At 71.2% G+C, this 19,534-nt stretch carries 18 protein-coding genes; 11 read left to right on the plus strand and 7 right to left on the minus strand.

Translation table 11 applies throughout. From position 1 onward, the window contains the following. Nucleotides 1–80: 80 nt before the first annotated feature. Nucleotides 81–848, minus strand: a complete 768-nt coding sequence (gene fabI, locus AC0VYN_RS25730; protein WP_475532870.1) for an enoyl-ACP reductase FabI — start codon at nucleotides 846–848, stop codon at nucleotides 81–83. Nucleotides 849–853: 5 nt separating this feature from the next. After that, on the minus strand, nucleotides 854–1,558 hold the full coding sequence (fabG, locus tag AC0VYN_RS25735) for a 3-oxoacyl-[acyl-carrier-protein] reductase (protein WP_385467588.1): 705 nt from the start codon (nucleotides 1,556–1,558) through the stop codon (nucleotides 854–856). 274 nt (nucleotides 1,559–1,832) lie between these two features. Between fabG and AC0VYN_RS25740 the strand changes: the two genes are divergently transcribed. The 3 genes from AC0VYN_RS25740 to tyrS all read left to right on the plus strand — a co-directional run bounded on the left by AC0VYN_RS25740 (nucleotide 1,833) and on the right by tyrS (nucleotide 6,317). After that, complete coding sequence (locus tag AC0VYN_RS25740) at nucleotides 1,833–3,356, plus strand: TldD/PmbA family protein (RefSeq protein ID WP_475532871.1); 1,524 nt, start codon at nucleotides 1,833–1,835, stop codon at nucleotides 3,354–3,356. Between the two features lie 254 nt (nucleotides 3,357–3,610). Next, nucleotides 3,611–5,005 carry a metallopeptidase TldD-related protein gene (locus AC0VYN_RS25745; protein WP_475532872.1) on the plus strand — a complete coding sequence of 465 codons (1,395 nt, stop codon included), beginning with the start codon at nucleotides 3,611–3,613 and terminating at the stop codon, nucleotides 5,003–5,005. A 43-nt stretch (nucleotides 5,006–5,048) separates the two neighbouring features. Continuing rightward, nucleotides 5,049–6,317 carry a tyrosine--tRNA ligase gene (tyrS, locus tag AC0VYN_RS25750; RefSeq protein WP_386923755.1) on the plus strand — a complete coding sequence of 423 codons (1,269 nt, stop codon included), beginning with the start codon at nucleotides 5,049–5,051 and terminating at the stop codon, nucleotides 6,315–6,317. A 57-nt stretch (nucleotides 6,318–6,374) separates the two neighbouring features. On the opposite strand, the gene AC0VYN_RS25755 is transcribed toward tyrS, so the two are convergent. Then, nucleotides 6,375–6,656: a GlsB/YeaQ/YmgE family stress response membrane protein gene (locus AC0VYN_RS25755; protein ID WP_385467600.1), complete on the minus strand. Its 282-nt coding sequence runs from the start codon at nucleotides 6,654–6,656 to the stop codon at nucleotides 6,375–6,377. Nucleotides 6,657–6,917: 261 nt separating this feature from the next. Between AC0VYN_RS25755 and AC0VYN_RS25760 the strand changes: the two genes are divergently transcribed. Beyond that, entirely contained in the window at nucleotides 6,918–7,316 is a 399-nt protein-coding gene (locus AC0VYN_RS25760) for a DUF3099 domain-containing protein (RefSeq protein WP_475532873.1), read from the plus strand. A 234-nt stretch (nucleotides 7,317–7,550) separates the two neighbouring features. Further along, complete coding sequence (locus AC0VYN_RS25765; RefSeq protein ID WP_475532874.1) at nucleotides 7,551–7,772, plus strand: hypothetical protein; 222 nt, start codon at nucleotides 7,551–7,553, stop codon at nucleotides 7,770–7,772. A 148-nt stretch (nucleotides 7,773–7,920) separates the two neighbouring features. Here the strand turns inward: AC0VYN_RS25765 and AC0VYN_RS25770 are convergent, their stop codons facing one another. Continuing rightward, a complete protein-coding gene (locus AC0VYN_RS25770; RefSeq protein ID WP_475532875.1) occupies nucleotides 7,921–8,355 on the minus strand; it encodes an Rrf2 family transcriptional regulator in 435 nt (144 codons plus the stop codon). Between the two features lie 127 nt (nucleotides 8,356–8,482). Between AC0VYN_RS25770 and AC0VYN_RS25775 the strand changes: the two genes are divergently transcribed. The 5 genes from AC0VYN_RS25775 (at nucleotide 8,483) to AC0VYN_RS25795 (ending at nucleotide 14,332) form a co-directional block, all read left to right on the plus strand. Next, the gene (locus AC0VYN_RS25775; protein WP_475532876.1) at nucleotides 8,483–9,232 is read left to right on the plus strand and encodes an SDR family NAD(P)-dependent oxidoreductase; all 750 of its coding nucleotides are present in this window, start codon (nucleotides 8,483–8,485) and stop codon (nucleotides 9,230–9,232) included. Nucleotides 9,233–9,533: 301 nt separating this feature from the next. Further along, nucleotides 9,534–10,772 (plus strand): sensor histidine kinase, encoded by a 1,239-nt coding sequence (locus AC0VYN_RS25780; protein ID WP_475532877.1) that lies wholly within the window; start codon nucleotides 9,534–9,536, stop codon nucleotides 10,770–10,772. Beyond that, nucleotides 10,769–11,443 (plus strand): response regulator, encoded by a 675-nt coding sequence (locus AC0VYN_RS25785; protein WP_475532878.1) that lies wholly within the window; start codon nucleotides 10,769–10,771, stop codon nucleotides 11,441–11,443. The genes AC0VYN_RS25780 and AC0VYN_RS25785 overlap by 4 nt, the downstream gene beginning before the upstream one ends. A 274-nt stretch (nucleotides 11,444–11,717) precedes the next feature. Next, a complete protein-coding gene (locus AC0VYN_RS25790; RefSeq protein ID WP_475532879.1) occupies nucleotides 11,718–13,115 on the plus strand; it encodes an MFS transporter in 1,398 nt (465 codons plus the stop codon). Next, complete coding sequence (locus AC0VYN_RS25795) at nucleotides 13,112–14,332, plus strand: FAD-dependent monooxygenase (RefSeq protein WP_475532880.1); 1,221 nt, start codon at nucleotides 13,112–13,114, stop codon at nucleotides 14,330–14,332. The genes AC0VYN_RS25790 and AC0VYN_RS25795 overlap by 4 nt, the downstream gene beginning before the upstream one ends. Nucleotides 14,333–14,388: 56 nt before the next feature. Here AC0VYN_RS25795 and moaA read toward each other — a convergent pair whose 3' ends face one another. The 3 genes from moaA to AC0VYN_RS25810 all read right to left on the minus strand — a co-directional run bounded on the left by moaA (nucleotide 14,389) and on the right by AC0VYN_RS25810 (nucleotide 17,523). Further along, complete coding sequence (gene moaA / locus AC0VYN_RS25800) at nucleotides 14,389–15,378, minus strand: GTP 3',8-cyclase MoaA (RefSeq protein WP_475532881.1); 990 nt, start codon at nucleotides 15,376–15,378, stop codon at nucleotides 14,389–14,391. Nucleotides 15,379–15,535: 157 nt separating this feature from the next. Beyond that, nucleotides 15,536–17,170, minus strand: a complete 1,635-nt coding sequence (locus tag AC0VYN_RS25805) for a solute symporter family protein (RefSeq protein ID WP_475532882.1) — start codon at nucleotides 17,168–17,170, stop codon at nucleotides 15,536–15,538. Continuing rightward, entirely contained in the window at nucleotides 17,167–17,523 is a 357-nt protein-coding gene (locus AC0VYN_RS25810) for a DUF485 domain-containing protein (RefSeq protein ID WP_385469279.1), read from the minus strand. Before AC0VYN_RS25810 ends, AC0VYN_RS25805 begins: the two co-directional genes overlap by 4 nt. A gap of 441 nt (nucleotides 17,524–17,964) precedes the next feature. Here AC0VYN_RS25810 and AC0VYN_RS25815 point away from each other — a divergent pair, with 441 nt between their 5' ends. Beyond that, nucleotides 17,965–19,482, plus strand: a complete 1,518-nt coding sequence (locus AC0VYN_RS25815; protein ID WP_475532883.1) for a S8 family peptidase — start codon at nucleotides 17,965–17,967, stop codon at nucleotides 19,480–19,482. Nucleotides 19,483–19,534 lie beyond the last annotated feature (52 nt).

Consider the following 19,534-nt stretch of genomic DNA (forward strand, 5'->3'; position numbering starts at 1 on the left):
GAGGTCCCGCCGGCGGGCGTGCTCAGGACATGCCACGGGCCCGCGCCCCGGCGGGGACACGGGCCCGGGAGGGCGCTCCGTCAGGCGCCGACGGCGTGCAGACCGCCGTCGACGTGGACGATCTCACCCGTGGTCTTCGGGAACCAGTCGCTCAGCAGGGCGACGACGCCCTTGCCGGCCGGCTCCGGGTCCTTCAGGTCCCACTCCAGCGGGGCGCGGTTGTCCCACACCGAGGCGAGCTCGGCGAAGCCCGGAATGGACTTGGCGGCCATGGAGCCGATCGGGCCGGCCGAGACCAGGTTGCAGCGGATGTTCTGCTTGCCGAGGTCACGGGCCATGTAGCGGCTGGTGGCCTCCAGGGCGGCCTTGGCCGGGCCCATCCAGTCGTACTGCGGCCAGGCGTACTGGGCGTCGAAGGTGAGGCCGACGACCGAGCCGCCGTTCTGCATCAGCGGCAGGCAGGCCATGGTGAGCGACTTCAGGGAGTACGCCGAGACGTGCATGGCGGTGGCGACCGACTCGAACGGCGTGTTCAGGAAGTTGCCGCCGAGCGCGTCCTGGGGAGCGAAGCCGATGGAGTGCACGACGCCGTCCAGGCCGCCGAGCTCCTCGCCGACGACGTCGGCGAGGCGGCCGAGGTGCTCGTCGTTGGTGACGTCGAGCTCGATGACCTTGGTGGGCTTCGGCAGCTTCCTGGCGATGCGCTCGGTCAGCGTGGGCCGCGGGAACGCGGTCAGGATGATCTCGGCGCCCTGCTCCTGAGCCAGCTTGGCGGTGTGGAAGGCGATGGAGGACTCCATCAGCACACCGGTGATCAGGACGCGCTTGCCCTCGAGGATTCCGCTCATGGTGTTCAGTGACCCATTCCCAGTCCGCCGTCAACGGGGATGACGGCTCCAGTGATGTACGACGCGTCGTCGGAGGCGAGGAACCGCACCGCCGCGGCGATCTCCTCCGGCTGCGCGTACCGGCCGAGCGGCACCTGCGACACGATGCCGGCCCGCTGCTCGTCGGTGAGCACCTTGGTCATGTCGGTGTCGACGAAGCCGGGCGCGACGACGTTGAAGGTGATGTTGCGCGACCCCAGCTCACGGGCGAGGGACCGGGCGAAGCCGACCAGGCCGGCCTTGGAGGCGGCGTAGTTCGCCTGCCCCGCGGAGCCGAGCAGCCCGACCACCGACGAGATCAGCACGACGCGGCCCTTCTTGGCGCGCAGCATGCCGCGGTTGGCGCGCTTGACGACCCGGAAGGTGCCGGTGAGGTTGGTGTCGACGACGGAGGTGAAGTCCTCCTCGGACATGCGCATCAGGAGCTGGTCCTTGGTGACACCGGCGTTGGCCACGAGCACCTCGACGGTGCCGTGCGCCTCCTCGATCTCCTTGTAGGCCTGCTCCACCTGCTCGCTGTCGGTGATGTCGCACCTGACGGCGAGGAAGCCCTCCGGCGGCTCACCCGAGCGGTACGTGATGGCGACCTTGTCGCCGGCGTCGGCGAACGCGCGGGCGATGGCGAGGCCGATGCCCCGGTTGCCTCCGGTGACGAGAACCGAGCGGCTCAACGGATCACCCTTTCAATTGCGGTCTGGTGTCCGCCCGCCACCCGGTCGACGGGCGGCGATGACAGGCGGCTTCCCCGAAAACCTATCGGTCCCCGCCCCCTCGCGGGGAATCGGGCACCCACAGTGGCTCACCGCACTCACTGTCGGATCCCTACAGAAAAGCACCCGCCGCCGACGGAAAGGTGTGGCCCCCGTACCGGCCGACGCGACATGATGCGGCGCAGCCCCCGGTGCCGCCGCGGACGACCGGTCACGTCGACAGAAAGAGACGCAGGTGCCTCATAGCATCGACGAAGCCTTCACGGCACTGCCCCTACGCGCCCTCGCCGACGCCGCCCTCGCGCGGGCGCGTTCGCTGGGCGCCGAGCACGCGGACTTCCGGCTGGAGCGGGTGCGCAGCGCCTCCTGGCGGCTGAGGGACGCCAGGCCCGCCGGGTCCTCGGACACCACCGACCTCGGGTACGCGGTGCGCGTGGTGCACGGCGGGACCTGGGGTTTCGCGTCCGGTGTGGATCTCACGCTCGACGCGGCCGCCAGGGTCGCCTCGCAGGCGGTGGCGATGGCGAAGCTGTCCGCGCAGGTCATCAGGGCAGCCGGGTCCGACGAGCGCGTGGAGCTCGCCGACGAGCCCGTGCACGCCGACCGGACGTGGATCTCGTCGTACGGGATCGACCCCTTCACCGTGCCCGGCGAGGAGAAGGCGGCCCTGCTGGCCGACTGGAGCGCGCGGCTGCTGGCGGCCGACGGGGTCGACCACGTGGACGCCTCCCTGCTCACCGTGCACGAGAACAAGTTCTACGCCGACACCGCCGGAACCGTGACCACGCAGCAGCGGGTCCGGCTGCACCCGGTGCTCACGGCCGTGTCGGTGGACGACTCCAGCGGCGAGTTCGACTCGATGCGCACCCTGGCGCCGCCGGCCGGGCGGGGCTGGGAGTACCTGACCGGGACAGGCTGGGACTGGGACGCGGAGCTGGCCGGGATCCCGGAGCTGCTGGCGGAGAAGATGCGCGCGCCGAGCGTCGAGGCGGGGCTGTACGACCTGGTCGTCGACCCGTCGAACCTGTGGCTGACCATCCACGAGTCCATCGGGCACGCCACCGAGCTGGACCGCGCCCTCGGGTACGAGGCGGCCTACGCCGGTACGTCCTTCGCGACCCTCGACCGGCTCGGCAGGCTGCGCTACGGCTCGGAGCTGATGAACGTCACCGGCGACCGCACCGCCGAGCACGGGCTCGCCACGATCGGGTACGACGACGAGGGCGTCGAGGGCCAGTCCTGGGACCTGGTGAAGGACGGCACGCTGGTCGGCTACCAGCTCGACCGGCGCATCGCTCGGCTCACCGGGTTCGAGCGGTCCAACGGCTGCGCGTACGCCGACTCCCCCACCCACGTGCCCGTGCAGCGCATGGCCAACGTCTCGCTGCGGCCGGATCCGGCCGGGATGTCCACGGAGGACCTGATCGGGAGCGTGGACCGCGGCATCTACGTCGTCGGGGACCGGTCCTGGTCGATCGACATGCAGCGGTACAACTTCCAGTTCACCGGCCAGCGCTTCTTCCGGATCGAGAACGGTCGGCTCGCCGGTCAGCTGCGGGACGTGGCCTACCAGGCGACGACCACCGACTTCTGGGGGTCCATGGCGGCCGTCGGCGGCCCGCAGACCTACGTCCTGGGCGGCGCCTTCAACTGCGGCAAGGCCCAGCCGGGACAGGTCGCGGCCGTCTCCCACGGCTGCCCGTCCGCCCTGTTCAAGGGAGTCAACATCCTCAACACCACCCAGGAGGCCGGCCGATGAGCGTCCGCACCGGGACCGGCCGGGGGTCCGGGGGTCGTCCCCCGGGTCAGCACAGTCTCAACACCACCCAGGAGGCCGGCCGATGAGCGTCCGCACCGGGACCGGCCGGGGGTCCGGGGGTCGTCCCCCGGGTCAGCACAGTCTCAACACCACCCAGGAGGCCGGCCGATGAGCGTCCGCACCGGGACCGGCCGGGGGTCCGGGGGTCGTCCCCCGGGTCAGCACAGTCTCAACACCACCCAGGAGGCCGGCCGATGAGCGCGCGCAGGAGCAAGCCGCACGAGATCGTCGAGCGGGCGCTGGAGCTGTCCCGGGCGGATGGGTGCGTGGTCATCGCCGACGAGGAGTCGACCGCCAACCTGCGCTGGGCGGGCAACGCGCTCACCACCAACGGCGTCACCCGCGGGCGCACGCTCACCGTCGTCGCGACCGTCGACGGGCAGCGGGGCACGGCGTCCGGGGTCGTCTCGCGCTCGGCGGTGACCGTGGACGAGCTGGAGCCGCTGGTGCGGGCCGCCGAGGCCGCCGCGCGCGGCGCCGGTCCCGCCGAGGACGCGCAGCCGCTGGTCACGGGCGTTCCCGCGTCGCCCGACTTCACCGACGCGCCCGCCGAGACGTCGTCGGCCGTGTTCGCCGACTTCGCGCCGGCCCTCGGGGAGGCGTTCGCCCGCGCGCGGACGGGCGGCCGGGAACTGTACGGCTTCGCCCGTCACGAGCTGACGTCGACGTACCTGGGCACGTCCACGGGGCTGCGGCTGCGGCACGACCAGCCCACCGGGACGCTGGAGCTGAACGCCAAGTCCCCGGACCGCACCCGGTCGGCGTGGGCGGGGCGTTCCACGCGGGACTTCAAGGACGTCGACCCGGCGGCGCTCGACGCCGAGCTGGCCGTGCGGCTCGGCTGGGCCGAGCGGCGGGTGGAGCTGCCCGCCGGCCGGTACGAGACGCTGCTGCCGCCGACCGCGGTCGCCGACCTGCTGATCTACCAGCTCTGGTCGTCCTCGGGCCGGGACGCCGCCGAGGGCCGCACCGTGTTCTCGACGCCGGGCGGCGGCACGCGCGTCGGTGAGCGGCTCGGCGAGCTGCCGCTCACCCTGCGCAGCGACCCGCACGAGCCGGGCCTGGAGAGCGCGCCGTTCGTGATCGCGCACTCCTCCGGCGGCGACCAGTCGGTGTTCGACAACGGGCTGCCGGTGACGGCGACGGACTGGATTCGCGCGGGAGAGCTGAACCGGCTGACCGCCACGCGGCACAGTGCCGGACTGACCGGGCTGCCGGTGGCCCCGGCGGTCGACAACCTCGTCCTGGAGGGCGGCACCGGCCGCTCCCTGGAGGAGGTGGTCGCCGGCACCGGGCGGGGGCTGCTGCTGACCTGCCTGTGGTACATCCGCGAGGTCGACCCGGCGACGCTGCTGCTGACCGGCCTGACCCGGGACGGCGTCTACCTCGTCGAGGACGGCGAGGTCGTCGGCGAGGTGAACAACTTCCGGTTCAACGAGTCGCCGGTCTCGCTGCTGGGCCGGGCCACGGAGGCCGGGCGCACGGAGAAGACGCTGCCCAGGGAGTGGGGCGACTGGTTCACCAGGGCCGCGATGCCCGCGCTGAGGGTGCCGGACTTCAATATGAGCTCCGTCAGCCAGGGCGTATAACCTCGTACCTGATTACGAGCCCACTCGAGGAGACAAGAGAACCGTGACGGACATCGTCGACGAGCTGAAGTGGCGCGGGCTGTTCGCCCAGTCCACCGACGAGGACGCTTTGCGCAAGGCGCTCGCGGACGGTCCCGTCACGTTCTATTGCGGTTTTGACCCGACCGCGCCGTCGCTGCACGTGGGGCACCTGGTGCAGGTGCTCACCCTGCGCCGGCTCCAGCAGGCCGGTCACCGGCCGCTGGCGCTGGTCGGCGGCGCGACGGGCCAGATCGGCGACCCGCGCCCGACCGCGGAGCGCACGCTGAACTCGCCGGAGACCGTCGCTGGCTGGGTCGAGCGGCTGCGCGGCCAGATCGAGCCGTTCCTGACCTTCGAGGGCGAGAACGCGGCCACGATGGTCAACAACCTCGACTGGACGCAGAACCTCTCCGCGATCGAGTTCCTGCGGGACATCGGCAAGCACTTCCGCGTCAACAAGATGCTGACCAAGGACTCCGTCGCCCGGCGTCTGGAGTCCTCCGAGGGCATCAGCTACACGGAGTTCAGCTACCAGTTGCTCCAGGCCATGGACTTCCTCCAGCTCTACCGGCGTCACGGCTGCACGCTCCAGCAGGGCGGCAGCGACCAGTGGGGCAACCTCACGGCCGGCCTGGACCTGATCCACCGCCTGGAGCCGGACGCCGCCGTCCACGCGTACGCGACGCCGCTGATGACCAAGGCGGACGGCACGAAGTTCGGCAAGACCGAGGGCGGCGCCGTCTGGCTCGACCCGGAGATGACCACGCCGTACGCCTTCTACCAGTTCTGGCTGAACGTGGACGACCGGGACATCTCGAGGTACATGCGCATCCTGTCCTTCCGGTCCCGGGAGGAGCTGGAGGAGCTGGAGCGGCAGACCGAGGAGCGTCCGCAGGCCCGGGCGGCGCAGCGCGCGCTGGCGGAGGAGCTGACGACGCTGGTGCACGGCGCCGGCCAGACGGACGCGGTGATCGCCGCGTCCAAGGCCCTATTCGGCCAGGGCGACCTGGCCGGGCTCGACGACCGGACGCTGGCCGCGGCCCTCTCCGAGCTGCCGCACGTGAAGGTCGCCGAGCTGGGCCCGGTCGTCGACCTGTTCGCCGAGGTCGGCCTGGTGGCCAGCAAGTCCGCCGCGCGCCGCACCGTCAAGGAGGGCGGCGCGTACGTGAACAACGTCAAGGTCGGCGGCGAGGACGCGGTCCCCGTCGCCGAGGACCTGCTGCACGGGCGCTGGCTGGTGCTGCGCCGCGGCAAGAAGAACCTGGCCGCGGTGGAGGTCACCGGCGCCTGAGCGCGCGTACGAGGGGCGGTTCCCGGTGCCCGGGTGCCGCCCCTTCGCCGTACGGTGTCAGGCGCGTTCGCGTCGCCTGTTGCCCCGCACCGCCATGTAGGCCGCGTCGCCGACGGCGACGATGATGATCGCGGCCACCAGCTGGAACAGGTGCCGCCACCAGTCGATGCCGGAGGTGGCCTCGACACCGACCCCGCGTGCGACCGCGTTGCCCGCGATGGCGCCCAGCATGCCGAAGATGGTGGTCAGCCACAGAGGGCTGTGCTGCTTCCCCGGAATAATCGCCTTGGCGATCAGACCGAGCACGAATCCGACGATGATCGCCCACAACCAGCCCATGGCTGCCTCCCTCTGACGGCTCCACGCGAGCATTGCCGCCAGTCTTCGGCCGTACCGCGAACGGCGCATGCCGGGTACGGCCGAACGAGGCGTCCGCCTACGCGGCGCGGCGCACGCCGGGCGCGCGCACCGGGGCCGACCCGGCCTCGTGGGAGGCCGGGACGCGGCGTAACGTGGAGTCCGTCCGGGACCGGGGTCCCCGAGCGGCCGCGGACGGAAGCGGGGCGGGGACGGACCGATGCGGGCGGTTGGTGGAACGTGATGCGGAAGATGGGCGCCGGGCAGAAGACCGAGGTGTTCCGGATCACCGGAGCCCGTACGGGTCTCCAGGAGGACGTGCGCGGGCGGCAGCGCCGCTACATCATCTCGATGTCTGTCCGTACGGTTTCGGTCATCCTCGCGGCCTGCCTGTGGAACGTGGAACGGCACGTCGCGATCGTGGCGCTGGTGCTCGGCGCGGTCCTGCCCTACATCGCCGTGGTGATCGCGAACGCCGGTCGGGAGAACGCGCCGTCGCTGCCGTCGACGTTCGTGACGGTGCCCACCCCGCCGATGATCACGCCCCCACGGGCGGACGACGACCGTGCGGAACCGGATTCGGAGGACGCCGCAGGGGATGAGGCGCCGGGTCCTGCGGGTGAGCCGAACGGCCGGCCGTGACCGCCGGGAGGGCCACGACCACGGGTCCGGCGGCCGGCCGGGGCGGGCGTCGATTCCGCGCCAGGCTCAAGAGAAGCTCAGATCAATCATGCTGTTCCGGTGCCAGGCGGCGGGTGACCCATGACATACTTCGTACGCGCTCCGCATCCCCCGTCGGAGCGACGGACCGACGCCGGGCAGCTCCCCCCGTGGCTGCTCGGCGTCGCCTTTTTCCGTGAGTTGTGAGACGAACCTGTGAGTGACGAACCGACCCCCATCTGCTCCGCCAAGGGCTGTCGCGGTGCCGCCGTGTGGGTGCTGGCGTGGAACAACCCGAAGGTGCACACGCCGGAGCGCCGCAAGACGTGGCTCGCCTGCGAGGAGCACCGGGAGCACCTGTCCCAGTTCCTCGGAGTGCGGGGCTTCCTGAAGGACGTCGCCCGGTTCGAGGACTGGCAGGCGGCCGAGCACTCCTGAGACCCTCCCGGTTACGCCTGCGCCTCGCTGCCGCAGACGGCAGGCCGTCGGGTGGTTTGCGTAGCCAGCCGCGTCGACGAGTCCGACCAGCTTCCCCAGGAGCGGCTCCGGCCTGGCCCGCACGCTGACGTCGGTTCCCGGCGGGAGGCTAGCGACGTGCCGCGAGTACGTCCCGGAGTACGTTCTCGAGCGTGACGCGGGACAGCTCGTGTCTCAGGGTCGCCTCGATGCCCTCGTAGATGCCCTGCATCGCCGGCTGGATGCCGTGACCCACCACGCATCCCTGGTCCGGGGTGGTGCGGTGCATCGCGAACAGCGGGCCGGGTTCCACTGCCTCGTACACGTCGAGCAGGGTCATCGACTCCAGCTCGCGCGCCAGCGACCAGCCCGCACCCACGCCCCGCCGCGACTCCACGAGCCCGGCCCTGCGCAGCTCGCCGAGCAGCCGCCTGATCACCACGGGGTTGGTGTTCGCGCTGGTCGCGATCTGCTCGGAGGTGGCGACCTCATGGCCCTGGCGCTGGTAGAGACCGATCCAGGCCAGCGCGTGGGCGGCGATGGTCAACCTGCTGTTGGCGCTCATGAACCCCTCCTCTCGGCCGCAACGCTTCATGTTACGACAGCCAGTCGTAACAGTGAAGGTTGCAACAACCAGTCGTAACAATTAATGTTGCGACTGCCGGGAAGAGTCAATCAACGAGGTGAGAAGAATGAGCAAGCCACTCATGGGCAAGGTCGCCCTGGTCACCGGGGGGTCGCGCGGACTGGGAGCCGCGACCGTACGGCTGCTGGCCGAGCAGGGCGCCGACGTCGCCTTCACCTACGTCAGCTCCGAGAAGCAGGCGCAAGCCGTCGTCGACGAGGTGCACGGCAAGGGAGCCAAGGCCGTCGCCTTCAAGTCCGACCAGGCGGACACGAGCCGGGCGCCGGCGCTGATCGACGACGTGGTCGCGCGCTTCGGCGGCCTGGACATCCTCGTCAACAACGCGGCGATCTCCGTGGCCGGCACGGTGGACGACCCGGACGCCGACACCGCCGCACTGGACCGGATGCACGCCACCAACTACCTCGGCGTGATCGCCGTCATCCGGGCCGCCTCCCGAGTGCTGCGCACGGGCGGCCGCATCATCACGGTGAGTTCCGGACTGGGCTCCCGGGTCGGCGCCCCCGGCCTTGCCGACTACGCGGCGACCAAGTCAGGGATCGAGAGGTACACCATGGGCGTCGCACGCGACCTCGGGCCCCGGAACATCACGGCCAACGTCGTGGAGGCCGGACTGATGGAGGGCGGCATGCAACCGCCGGACTCCGAGACCCTCAAGGCCCTGGTCAGCTCGCTGTCCCTGCAACGCATGGGGCACCCCGACGAAATCGCCGCGGCGATCGCCTTCCTGGCGAGCCCCGCCGCGTCGTACGTCACCGGCGCGGTGCTGGATGCCCACGGCGGCTACAACGCCTGAACCCGAACCCCTGCCACGCACCCGAAGGGCATCGCGCCTTCGGGGCGCGTACCGCTGACGACCCGCGACAAGGCGTACGACTCGAAGGCTGTGCGCGGTGAGCTGCGACGCCGCCGCATCCAGGCGCTGATCTCCCGCAAGGGCTCTTGAACATCAAGGGCCTGGGCAAGCTCCGCTGGTCGCCGAGCAGACCTTCGCCCTGCTCCACCAGTTCAAACGCCTCGCGGTCCGCTGGGGAGTTGCAGCCTCATACGTCTGGTGCCTCTCCGGACGCCGTCGCGGCGCACATAGGCTGGTGCGCATGACCTCAGTGGAGGAGCCACGTCCCCGCGCGCTGCTCGCGGGGGCTTCGCGGCCGTGGGTGCGGCTGCTGCCGTGGGCCGTGGCGTTCGTGCTGTGCGTGGCCCTGCTGCCCACGACGGTCGTGGTCCTCACCGCCGACTACGGCCTGACCGGAGGCGTCGCCGGCGGGCTGGCCGTCGCGCAGGCCGCGCCGCTGCTGCTCGCCGTCGTACGGCCGCTCCAGGCCTGGTACGTGGTCTTCGTCGCGGACGCGGCCGGGGCGCTCGCCCTGCTCACCGTCGACTTCCGGGAGCGGCTGCTGTGGCCGTACCCACCCATGGAGATCGTCGGGTACGTCGGCCTCTGTCTCGCCCTTGGTCTGCGCGAGCGGCGCCGGACGCTGCTGTTGGTGTGGCTGGCTACGGCGGGCGTGAACGTGGCCCTGGGGTTCGCCGCGCCCCACGGCTTCGGTGCCATGGGCCTGCTGTTCACCATCCTCGGGGGCGTCGCGCTCCTGCTGGGCGGTGCGCTGCGTGAGCGGTCCGAGGTGCGGCGCAGGCTGGTCGAACAGGAGACGATCAGCGAGGCCGAGCGTGGCCGGCGGACGCTGCTGGAGGAGCGCGCCCGGATCGCGCGCGAGCTGCATGACGTGGTGGCGCACCACATGTCCGTCATCACGGTGCAGGCGGACACCGCGGAGTACCGCCTCGACAGGCTGCCGCTGGACGTGCGGGAGGAGTTCACGTCCATCGCGGCGACCGCGCGTGAGTCACTCGGCGAGATGCGAAGGCTCCTCGGCGTGCTGCGCGACGAGGAGGCGCACGGCGAGCTCGTGCCCCAGCCGGGCCTGGCGCAGATCGGCCAGCTGGTGGAGGCGACGGCGAGGGCCCGCGGGCCGGTGGAGTTCACCGCCCACGACGTCGAGGTGCCCGAGGCGGTCGGCCTGTCCGCGTACCGGATCGTCCAGGAGGCCCTTTCGAACGTCGTGCGGCACGCGCCGGGTGCCCGCACGCGGGTGTCGCTGTCGGTGACGGAGTCCGATCCGCAGGGCGGTGCGCGGCTCACCGTCCTGGTCGTCAACGGGCCGCCGCCGGAGCCGCCGGCCGGGCCGCTCGAGGCCGGCGGCACCGGGCACGGCCTCGTCGGCATGCGCGAGCGGGTGCGGCTCGTCGGGGGCACCCTCGACGTGGGGCCGCTGACGGACGGCGGCTTCCGGGTCGCCGCACAACTTCCCCTGAATGAAAAGGACTTCACGTGACGACGCGTGTCATTGTCGTGGATGACCAGGCCATGGTGCGGGCCGGTTTCGCCGCCCTGCTGGCCGCCCAGAGCGACATCGACGTGGTGGGCGAGGCCCCCGACGGCGCGCAGGGCGTCGAGCTGAGCCGGCGTACTCATCCCGACGTCGTGCTGATGGACGTGCGGATGCCCGAGATGGACGGGCTGGAGGCCGCACGCCGCCTCCTGGAGCCGGCACCCGGTGTGACGCACCGGCCGCGCGTCCTGATGCTCACCACCTTCGACGTCGACGACTACGTCTACGAGGCGCTCCGGGCGGGCGCGAGCGGCTTCCTGCTCAAGGACGCGCCGCCGGCCGACCTCATCGCGGCGGTCCGCGTCGTGGCCTCGGGTGACGCGCTGCTCGCCCCCTCCGTGACGCGCCGCCTGATCGCGGACTTCGCCAAGCAGCGTCCCGCCGCCCGGGGCAAGCCCGCGCTGCGGCTCAAAGGCCTGACGGAACGCGAGACCGAGGTTCTCACCCTGGTGGCCCGCGGTCAGTCGAACGGGGAGATAGCGCAGGCGCTGGTGCTGGCCGAGCAGACGGTGAAGACGCACGTCAGCCGCGTCCTGACCAAGCTCGACCTGCGCGACCGCGCCCAGGCGGTGGTCTTCGCCTACGAGTCGGGGCTGGTGGTCCCGGGCGAGTAGGACGGCCCCCGCCCCTCCTCCGCCCCCTACCGCGGTAGCACCTCCGCATTGGCTCCCGGGTATGACGCCCGGCGCTCAGCCCTCCCCGCACTCTTCCCCCGTCACGGAAGGTGCACGTGAGAGGGAGACGGGACATGGGGCCACGCAGGGGCAAGCGGCAGAAGGCGGACAACCGGAGGCGGACGACCGGCCGGAGGTGGACAACCGGCCCGGGGTCCCGGTCGCCACGCCCGGTCCCGCCGTTGAACTGCGCGGCGTCCGGCGGCGGTACGGCATGACCACAACCCTGGCTCCCCCGGTCACCATCAGGAAGGGCGCTGTCGGTGCCCTCGGTCTGCTCGCACTGTCCACCGGCGCTCTGGAGTCGGTGGTGTCACCGACGATCCCGCTCCTGGAACGCGAACTGGACATGAGCCAGTCCGAAGGAGCGCTGCTCAGCATCGTGCTCCTCATCACCGGGGCACTCATCACACCGCTGGCGGGCAAGTTCGGCGACCGCTACGGCGGGAAACGGGTCCTCATCCGGCTGATGGCGGTCGTCGCGGTCGGCGGCACGGTGTCCGCCCTGGCCCCGAACCTGCCCGTGCTGCTGCTCGGGCAGGTGCTGCAGGGGGCGATGGTGGGCGCGCTTCCCCTGTCGTTCATCGTCGTGCGCAAGAACCTGCTTCCGGGAGAGGCGAAGGTCGCCATCGGGGTGGTCAGCGGACTCTTCGTCGGGGGAGGGATGGCCGGCATGCTGTCGGCCGGACCGGTGGCGGAAGAGCTCTCCCGGCACTGGATGTTCGCGCTGCCCACGATCGCGGTCATCGGGGCCACGCTGCTCGTGAACAGGCTCATGCCGTCCGACCAGCCGGGCGGGTCGGACGACGCCGGCATCGACTGGCCGGGCCTGCTGCTCCTGAGCGGGATGCTGGTCACGCTCATGCTCGTACTCGCGCTGGTGCCCGAGGCAGCCTCGCGGCCTCTCGTGCTCGGCGCCCTCGTCGTGCTTCTGGCCGTCCTCGTCACCGGTTGGGTGTTCGTCGAACGGCGTGTGGCCTCTCCGGTGATCGATCTGCGCATGCTGGTACGGCCCGCCATCTGGAAGGCATGTGTGCTGACGTTCGTGATCTGCCTCGGGACCTCGATGGCGGTCTATCTCGTTCCGCAACTGCTCGACGAGCGGGGCGACGGGTACGGATTCGGCGCCGGCGCCACCGAGATCGGCTTCTTCCTGCTGCCCGGCGCCGTCGCCGCGACGCTGGCCGGGCCGCTCGGCGGGATCGGGGACCGGCGTTTCGGCTCACGTGCCGTGGTCGGCACCGGGGTCGTCATGATGGCCGTCTCCCTGCTCGTTCTGGCGTCCGTGCACACCGAGGTCTGGCACCTCGTCGTCGGCAAGGCACTGATCGCGCTGGCCAACGGCCTGTGCGTGACGGCGATGACGACCAGCACCGCCACGGCCGTCGATGCCGAGGACACCGGCATCGCCACCAGCCTGGTCCTGGTCAGCCGCGTACTCGGCTACGCCGTGGGCGGGCAGCTCGGTGGCGCGCTCCTCACCGCCGCGACCCCTTCCGGGTCGGAGGTCGCGGCCGAATCGGCCTATGTCACCGGCTTCGTCATAGCCGGCGTCGTCACGTCGCTGGCTCTGTTCGTCACTCGCACCCTGCCCAAAGGAGTCAAGGAATGATCCTCACCGATCAGCTGACGGATGTCCGCAGCACACCGAGGCGCAAGGTCCTGATATCCGGGGCCGGCATCGCGGGGCCCGCCCTCGCGTTCTGGCTGAACCGATACGGATACGCGGTCACGGTCGTGGAGAAGGCGCCCGCCTTGCGCGGGGGTGGCTATCCCGTCGACGTGCGCGGCACCGCACTGGAAGTCGTCCGGAGGATGGGGATCCTGCCGCGGCTGCGAGACGCGCACATCGACCTGCGGCGGCTGACCTTCCTCGACTCGTACGGCAGCGAGGTGACCTCCCTGCACCCGCACGCCGTCACCGGCGGTGTCGCGGGACGGGACCTGGAGGTACGGCGCGGGGATCTGACGGAAGCGCTGTACGCGGCGGTCCGTGACGACGTGGAGTTCCTGTTCGACGACTCCATCGACACCCTCGACCAGAGCGGCCACGGGGTCGCCGTCACCTTCCGCGGGGGCGGCAGCCGTACGTTCGACATGGTGTTCGGCGCGGACGGCATGCACTCGCGCACCCGGGAGATGCTGTTCGGCCCCGAAGTGCGGTTCCGCCGTCATCTCGGCCACTGCTTCGCCGTGTTCACCATGCGCAACACCCTCGGGCTCTCCCACGAGGCCGTGATGTGGAACGCCCCGGGCAGGGCCGCGGCACTCTACGCCGTGGGGGACGACGACGAGGTGCACGCCTTGCTGAACTTCGCCCGGCCGGAGCCGCCCATGGACGTGTTCCGGGACCCGCAGGCCCAACGTGACCTGGTCGCCGAGGTCTTCGCCGACGCGGGATGGGAGGTCCCGGGCATGCTGGCCGCCCTGCGCGACGCGGAGGACGTGTTCTTCGACGGGGCCGGCCAGATCCGCATGCCCCGCTGGTCCAGCGGCAGGGTGGCGCTGGTCGGCGACGCCGCGTACGCGCCCTCGTTCCTCACCGGACAGGGCACCAGCCTCGCGCTCGTCGGCGCGTACATGCTCGCCGGCTGCCTCGCGGACCGGGGCCACGACGCGGGCTTCGCCGCCTACGAACGCGACACTCGGCAGTTCGTGACCGCGAACCAGGGGCTGGCCGGCCAGGGCGGCGCCACCCTCTTCCCCACCACCGCCCAGGCCCTGGAGCAGCGCGACGCACGACTGCGCGGCCTCAGGGCCATGCCCCCGGCGGCGGGAGAACCGGCTCATTCGGCGCTCACCCTGCCCGAGCCCCTGCGCCCGGCATGACCGTCGAGCCGGGTCGGGCCCTCGTCCGGACCCGACGCCGGCCACGGAGGCGGACCTCAGCCGCCGATCGCCGACATCGGCCGGTCCGGCTGGACGAACGACGGGTCGTCGAGGCCCGCGCCCGCCTTCTTGCCCCACATGGCGAGCTTCCAGATGCGGGCGATCTCCTCGTCGGGGGCGTCCGAACGCAGGGCGGCGCGCAGGTCGGTCTCCTCGGTGGCGAACAGGCAGGTGCGCACCTGGCCGTCGGCCGTCAGGCGGGTGCGGTCGCAGGCCGCGCAGAACGGCCGGGTGACGGAGGCGATGACGCCGACGCGGTGCGGCCCGCCGTCCACGAGCCAGCGCTCGGCGGGGGCCGAGCCGCGCTCCTCCGCGCCCTCGGCGGTCAGCTCGAAGCGGGTGCGCAGGGAGGCCAGGATGTCACCTGCGGTGACCATGCCCTCGCGCTTCCAGCCGTGCTGGGCGTCCAGCGGCATCTGCTCGATGAAACGCAGCTCGTAGTCGTGGTCGACGGCCCAGGCCAGCAGGTCGGGGGCCTCGTCGTCGTTGAGCCCCGGCATCAGGACGCTGTTGACCTTGACGGGGGTGAGCCCGGCCTCGCGGGCGGCCTCCAGGCCCTCCAGGACGTCCTTGTGGCGGTCCCGGCGGGTGAGGGTCTTGAAGACGTCCGGGCGCAGGGTGTCCAGGGAGACGTTGACCCGGTCCAGGCCCGCGGCCTTCAGGGCCGCCGCCGTGCGCCTGAGGCCGATGCCGTTGGTGGTGAGGGACATCCGGGGGCGCGACTCCAGGGCGGCGACGCGCTCGACGATGCCGGTCAGGCCGGGGCGCAGCAGGGGCTCCCCGCCGGTGAAGCGGACCTCCTCGATGCCGAGGGAGGTGACCGCGATGCCGATGAGGCGGACGATCTCGTCGTCCGTGAGCAGATCGGGCTTGGCCAGCCACTGCAGGCCCTCCTCCGGCATGCAGTACGTGCAGCGCAGGTTGCAGCGGTCGGTCAGCGAGACCCTCAGGTCGGTGGCCACTCGGCCGTAGGTGTCGATGAGCACGTGGGCCCCCTCCCTCGACGCGGATCGACGGAGCGCTTCGCTCCTCCGACACCTGCGAGCCTACGTGAACCCGCCGACATCGACAGCGGCCCGATCCCTACGACGTACGCCGCGGCCCCGTCGTAGGGATCTACGACGGGGCCGCGGCGGGGCGGGATCAGTGGGCGCCCGTGCCGGTCAGCGACCGGACCTCGAGCTCCGCGTACTTCGCCTTGTCGGGCTCCTCCTTCGACAGGACCGTGCCGAGCCAGCCCATGAGGAAGCCGAACGGGATGGAGATGATGCCCGGGTTCTTCAGCGGGAACCAGGCGAAGTCGACGTCCGGGAACATCGCCTTGGGGTCGCCGGAGACGACGGGCGAGAACAGCACCAGGCCGACGGCGACGATCAGGCCCCCGTAGATCGACCAGAGCGCGCCCTGCGTGGTGAAACGCTTCCAGAACAGGCTGTACAGGAGCGTCGGCAGGTTGGCGGAGGCCGCGACCGCGAAGGCCAGGGCGACCAGGCCGGCCACGTTCAGGTCGCGGGCCAGGGCGCCGAGCGCGATGGAGACGATGCCGATGAAGACGGTCGCCCAGCGGGCCGCCCGCATCTCCTCCTTCTCGGTCGCCTGCCCCTTGCGGATGACGTTGGCGTAGATGTCGTGCGCGAAGGAGGACGACGAGGCGAGGGTGAGGCCGGCGACCACCGCGAGGATGGTCGCGAAGGCCACCGCCGAGATCGTGGCGAGCAGGATCGCGCCCCACGCCGAGTCCACTCCGCCGACGTGCAGCGCGAGCAGTGGCGCGGCCGTGTTGCCGGACGGGTTGGACGCGATGATCTCGTCCTGCCCGATGAGCGCGGCGGCGCCGAAGCCGAGCGCGATGGTCATCAGGTAGAAGGCGCCGATGATGCCGATCGCCCAGTTCACGGACTTGCGGGCGGCCTTGGCGTTGGGCACGGTGTAGAAGCGGATCAGGATGTGCGGCAGGCCGGCCGTGCCGAGCACCAGGGCGATACCGAGGGAGATGAAGTCCAGCTTGGAGGTGCCCGTCGCACCGTACTGGAGGCCGGGCTCCAGGAAGGCGGAGCCCTTGCCGCTGTTCTCGGCGGCCTTGCCGAGCAGGTCGGAGATGTTGAAGTCGAACTTCATCAGCACCAGGAAGGTGATCAGGATGGTGCCGCCGATCAGCAGCACGGCCTTGACCATCTGGACCCAGGTGGTGCCCTTCATGCCGCCGATGGTGACGTACACGATCATCAGGACGCCGACGAGGGCGACGATGAGGATCTTGCCCGCGTCGGAGGTGATGCCGAGCAGCAGGGAGACGAGGACGCCCGCGCCGGCCATCTGGGCCAGCAGGTAGAAGATCGACACGACGATCGTGGAGGTGCCGGCGGCGGTGCGCACAGGGCGCTGGCGCATGCGGTAGGCGAGGACGTCGCCCATCGTGTAGCGGCCGGAGTTCCGCAGCGGCTCGGCCACCAGCAGCAGGGCGACCAGCCAGGCGACCAGGAAGCCGATGGAGTACAGGAAGCCGTCGTAGCCGAAGAGGGCGATGGCGCCGGCGATGCCGAGGAAGGACGCGGCCGACATGTAGTCGCCGGAGACGGCGAGGCCGTTCTGGAAGGCGCTGAACTGGCGGCCGCCCGCGTAGAAGTCGGCGGCGTCCTTGGTCTGCCGGCCCGCCCACACGGTGATGCCGAGCGTCGCGAGGACGAAGACCGCGAAGAGCGTGATGATGAGCGGCCGGTGCTCGCTGGCCTCGTTGGCGGCCAGCTCGGCGGCGATGACGGTCTGTGCGGGGCTCATGCGCCGTTCTCCATCCGGGACTTGATGGCCTCTGCCTTGGGGTCGAGCTTCGCGGCGGCGTGCCGCGAGTACCACCAGGCGATGAGGAACGTGGTGACGAACTGGGCGAGACCGAGGACGAGGGCGACGTTGATGTTGCCGAACAGCTTGGTGCCCATGAAGCCGCCGGCGTAGTTCGACAGCAGCACGTACAGCAGGTACCAGGCGACGAACGCGATCGTCAGCGGGAAGGCGAAGGAGCGGAAGGAGCGGCGCAGTTCGGCGAACTCCGCGCTCTGCTGCACCTCGGAGAACTCCTCGGTGGAGGGGAGTCGGTGTTCCTCTTTCGAGGGGGGCGGTGCGTCGGTGGCCACGGAGTCTCCTCGTACGACGGACATGACGGCTTTGATCTCGGTGTTCTCGCGGGGGCCTGGTCGGGCCCGGGCTCCCTGTCCAACGACACGGCGCCTCACGGGGACCGGTTCAACGCCCGCGGCACTTTCCCAAGTCACTTGTGGGAAGTCATTGCTGGCCAGCGACTTCGGGAGATAGCTTCGCCCTGCACCACTGCGTCATGTACCTGCCCGAGCACGACCAGTGTCCCGGGCCGGTCTCGTGTCCGGATGATGTGGAGACCCCATGATTCATCTGCGTTCCAGACGGCGGCCCGTTCCCGCCGTACCCGTCGTGCTGTCGCCGGCCGGGTCGCTCGGCTTCCCGCCGGGGACCGCGGGGTCGGGGACGCGCTGCGCGCGGTGAAACGACCCGCTCCGCTCGTCCCTTCCCCTTTCTCTCACGAACTGGAGACCCCGCACATGACAGCGCCCCACTCCCGTCGCCGCCGCGCCGTCGCGATCCCGGCCGGCATGGCCCTCGCCACGGCCCTCGCGTTCCTGCCCAACATCCAGGCCTCCGCCGCCGAGGCCGCCCCGGACGCGGGCGCCGAGGCCACCTCGCTCAGCTACGTCGTCAACGTGCAGCCCGGGCACGGGCCTTCGGCGCAGGTGAAGCGTGCGATAGCCGAGGCCGGCGGCACGATCGTGACGTCGTACGACCGGATCGGCGTGATCGTCGTCCACTCGGCCGCCCCGGACTTCGCCAGGACCGTGCGCAAGGCGCGCGGCGTGCAGTCGGCCGGTGCCACCCGCACCGCGCCGCTGCCCTCGGCGGCGACGACCGACGTCGGCACGCCGAAGGTGCTCACCGCGCAGGAGGCCGCCGCCGCTCAGGCCGTCCAGGGCCAGGACCCGCTCGAGTCCCTCCAGTGGGACCTGCCCGCCATCAAGGCGGACAAGGCGCACGAGAAGTCCCTGGGCAGCAGCAGGGTGACCGTCGCGGTGATCGACACCGGTGTCGACGACACGCACCCGGACATCGCGCCGAACTTCGACCGGCAGGCGTCGGTCAACTGCGTGGCGGGCAAGCCGGACACCGCCGACGGCGCCTGGCGGCCGGGCGCGGCGGAGAGCCCGCACGGCACCCACGTGGCCGGGGAGATCGCCGCCGCCAGGAACGGCGTCGGCATGACCGGCGTGGCGCCCGGCGTGAAGGTGGCGGGCATCAAGGTGTCCAACCCGGACGGCTTCTTCTACACCGAGGCCGTGGTCTGCGGCTTCATGTGGGCGGCCGAGCACGGCGTCGACGTGACCAACAACAGCTACTACACCGACCCGTGGTACTTCAACTGCAAGAACGACCCGGACCAGAAGGCGCTCGTCGAGGCCGTCTCGCGCGCCTCGCGGTACGCGGAGAAGAAGGGCGCGGTCAACGTCGCCGCGGCCGGCAACGAGAACTACGACCTCGCCTCCGACGAGATCCTCGACCCGTCCTCCCCCAACGACACCACGCCCGGCGACCGGGTCGTCGACCCGTCGAAGTGCTACGACATCCCGACCCAGCTGCCGGGTGTCGTCACGGTCGCGGCGACCGGTGCGAAGGGCCTGAAGTCGTCCTTCTCCAACCACGGTCTGGGCGTCATCGACATCGCCGCGCCCGGCGGCGACTCGACCGCCTACCAGACCCCGGCGCCGCCGGCCACCAGCGGACTGATCCTGGGCACCCTGCCCGGCGGCAAGTGGGGCTACATGGCCGGTACGTCGATGGCGTCGCCGCACGTCGCCGGTGTCGCCGCGCTGATCAAGTCGACGCACCCGCACGCCACCCCGGCCATGGTCAAGGCGCTGCTGTACGCGCAGGCCGACGCCACTGCGTGCACCAAGCCGTACGACATCGACGGCGACGGCAAGGTGGACGCGGTGTGCGAGGGGTCGGAGAACCGCAACGGCTTCTACGGCTGGGGCATGGCCGACGCGCTGGACGCGGTGACCCGGTAGGGAAACCGCCGTACCGGCGGACATGTTGAGACGGTCAATGCCGCATGGTGCG

The organism is Streptomyces sp. 63XJN7_1_ISO-PGPR-S23-121 (assembly GCF_056173025.1).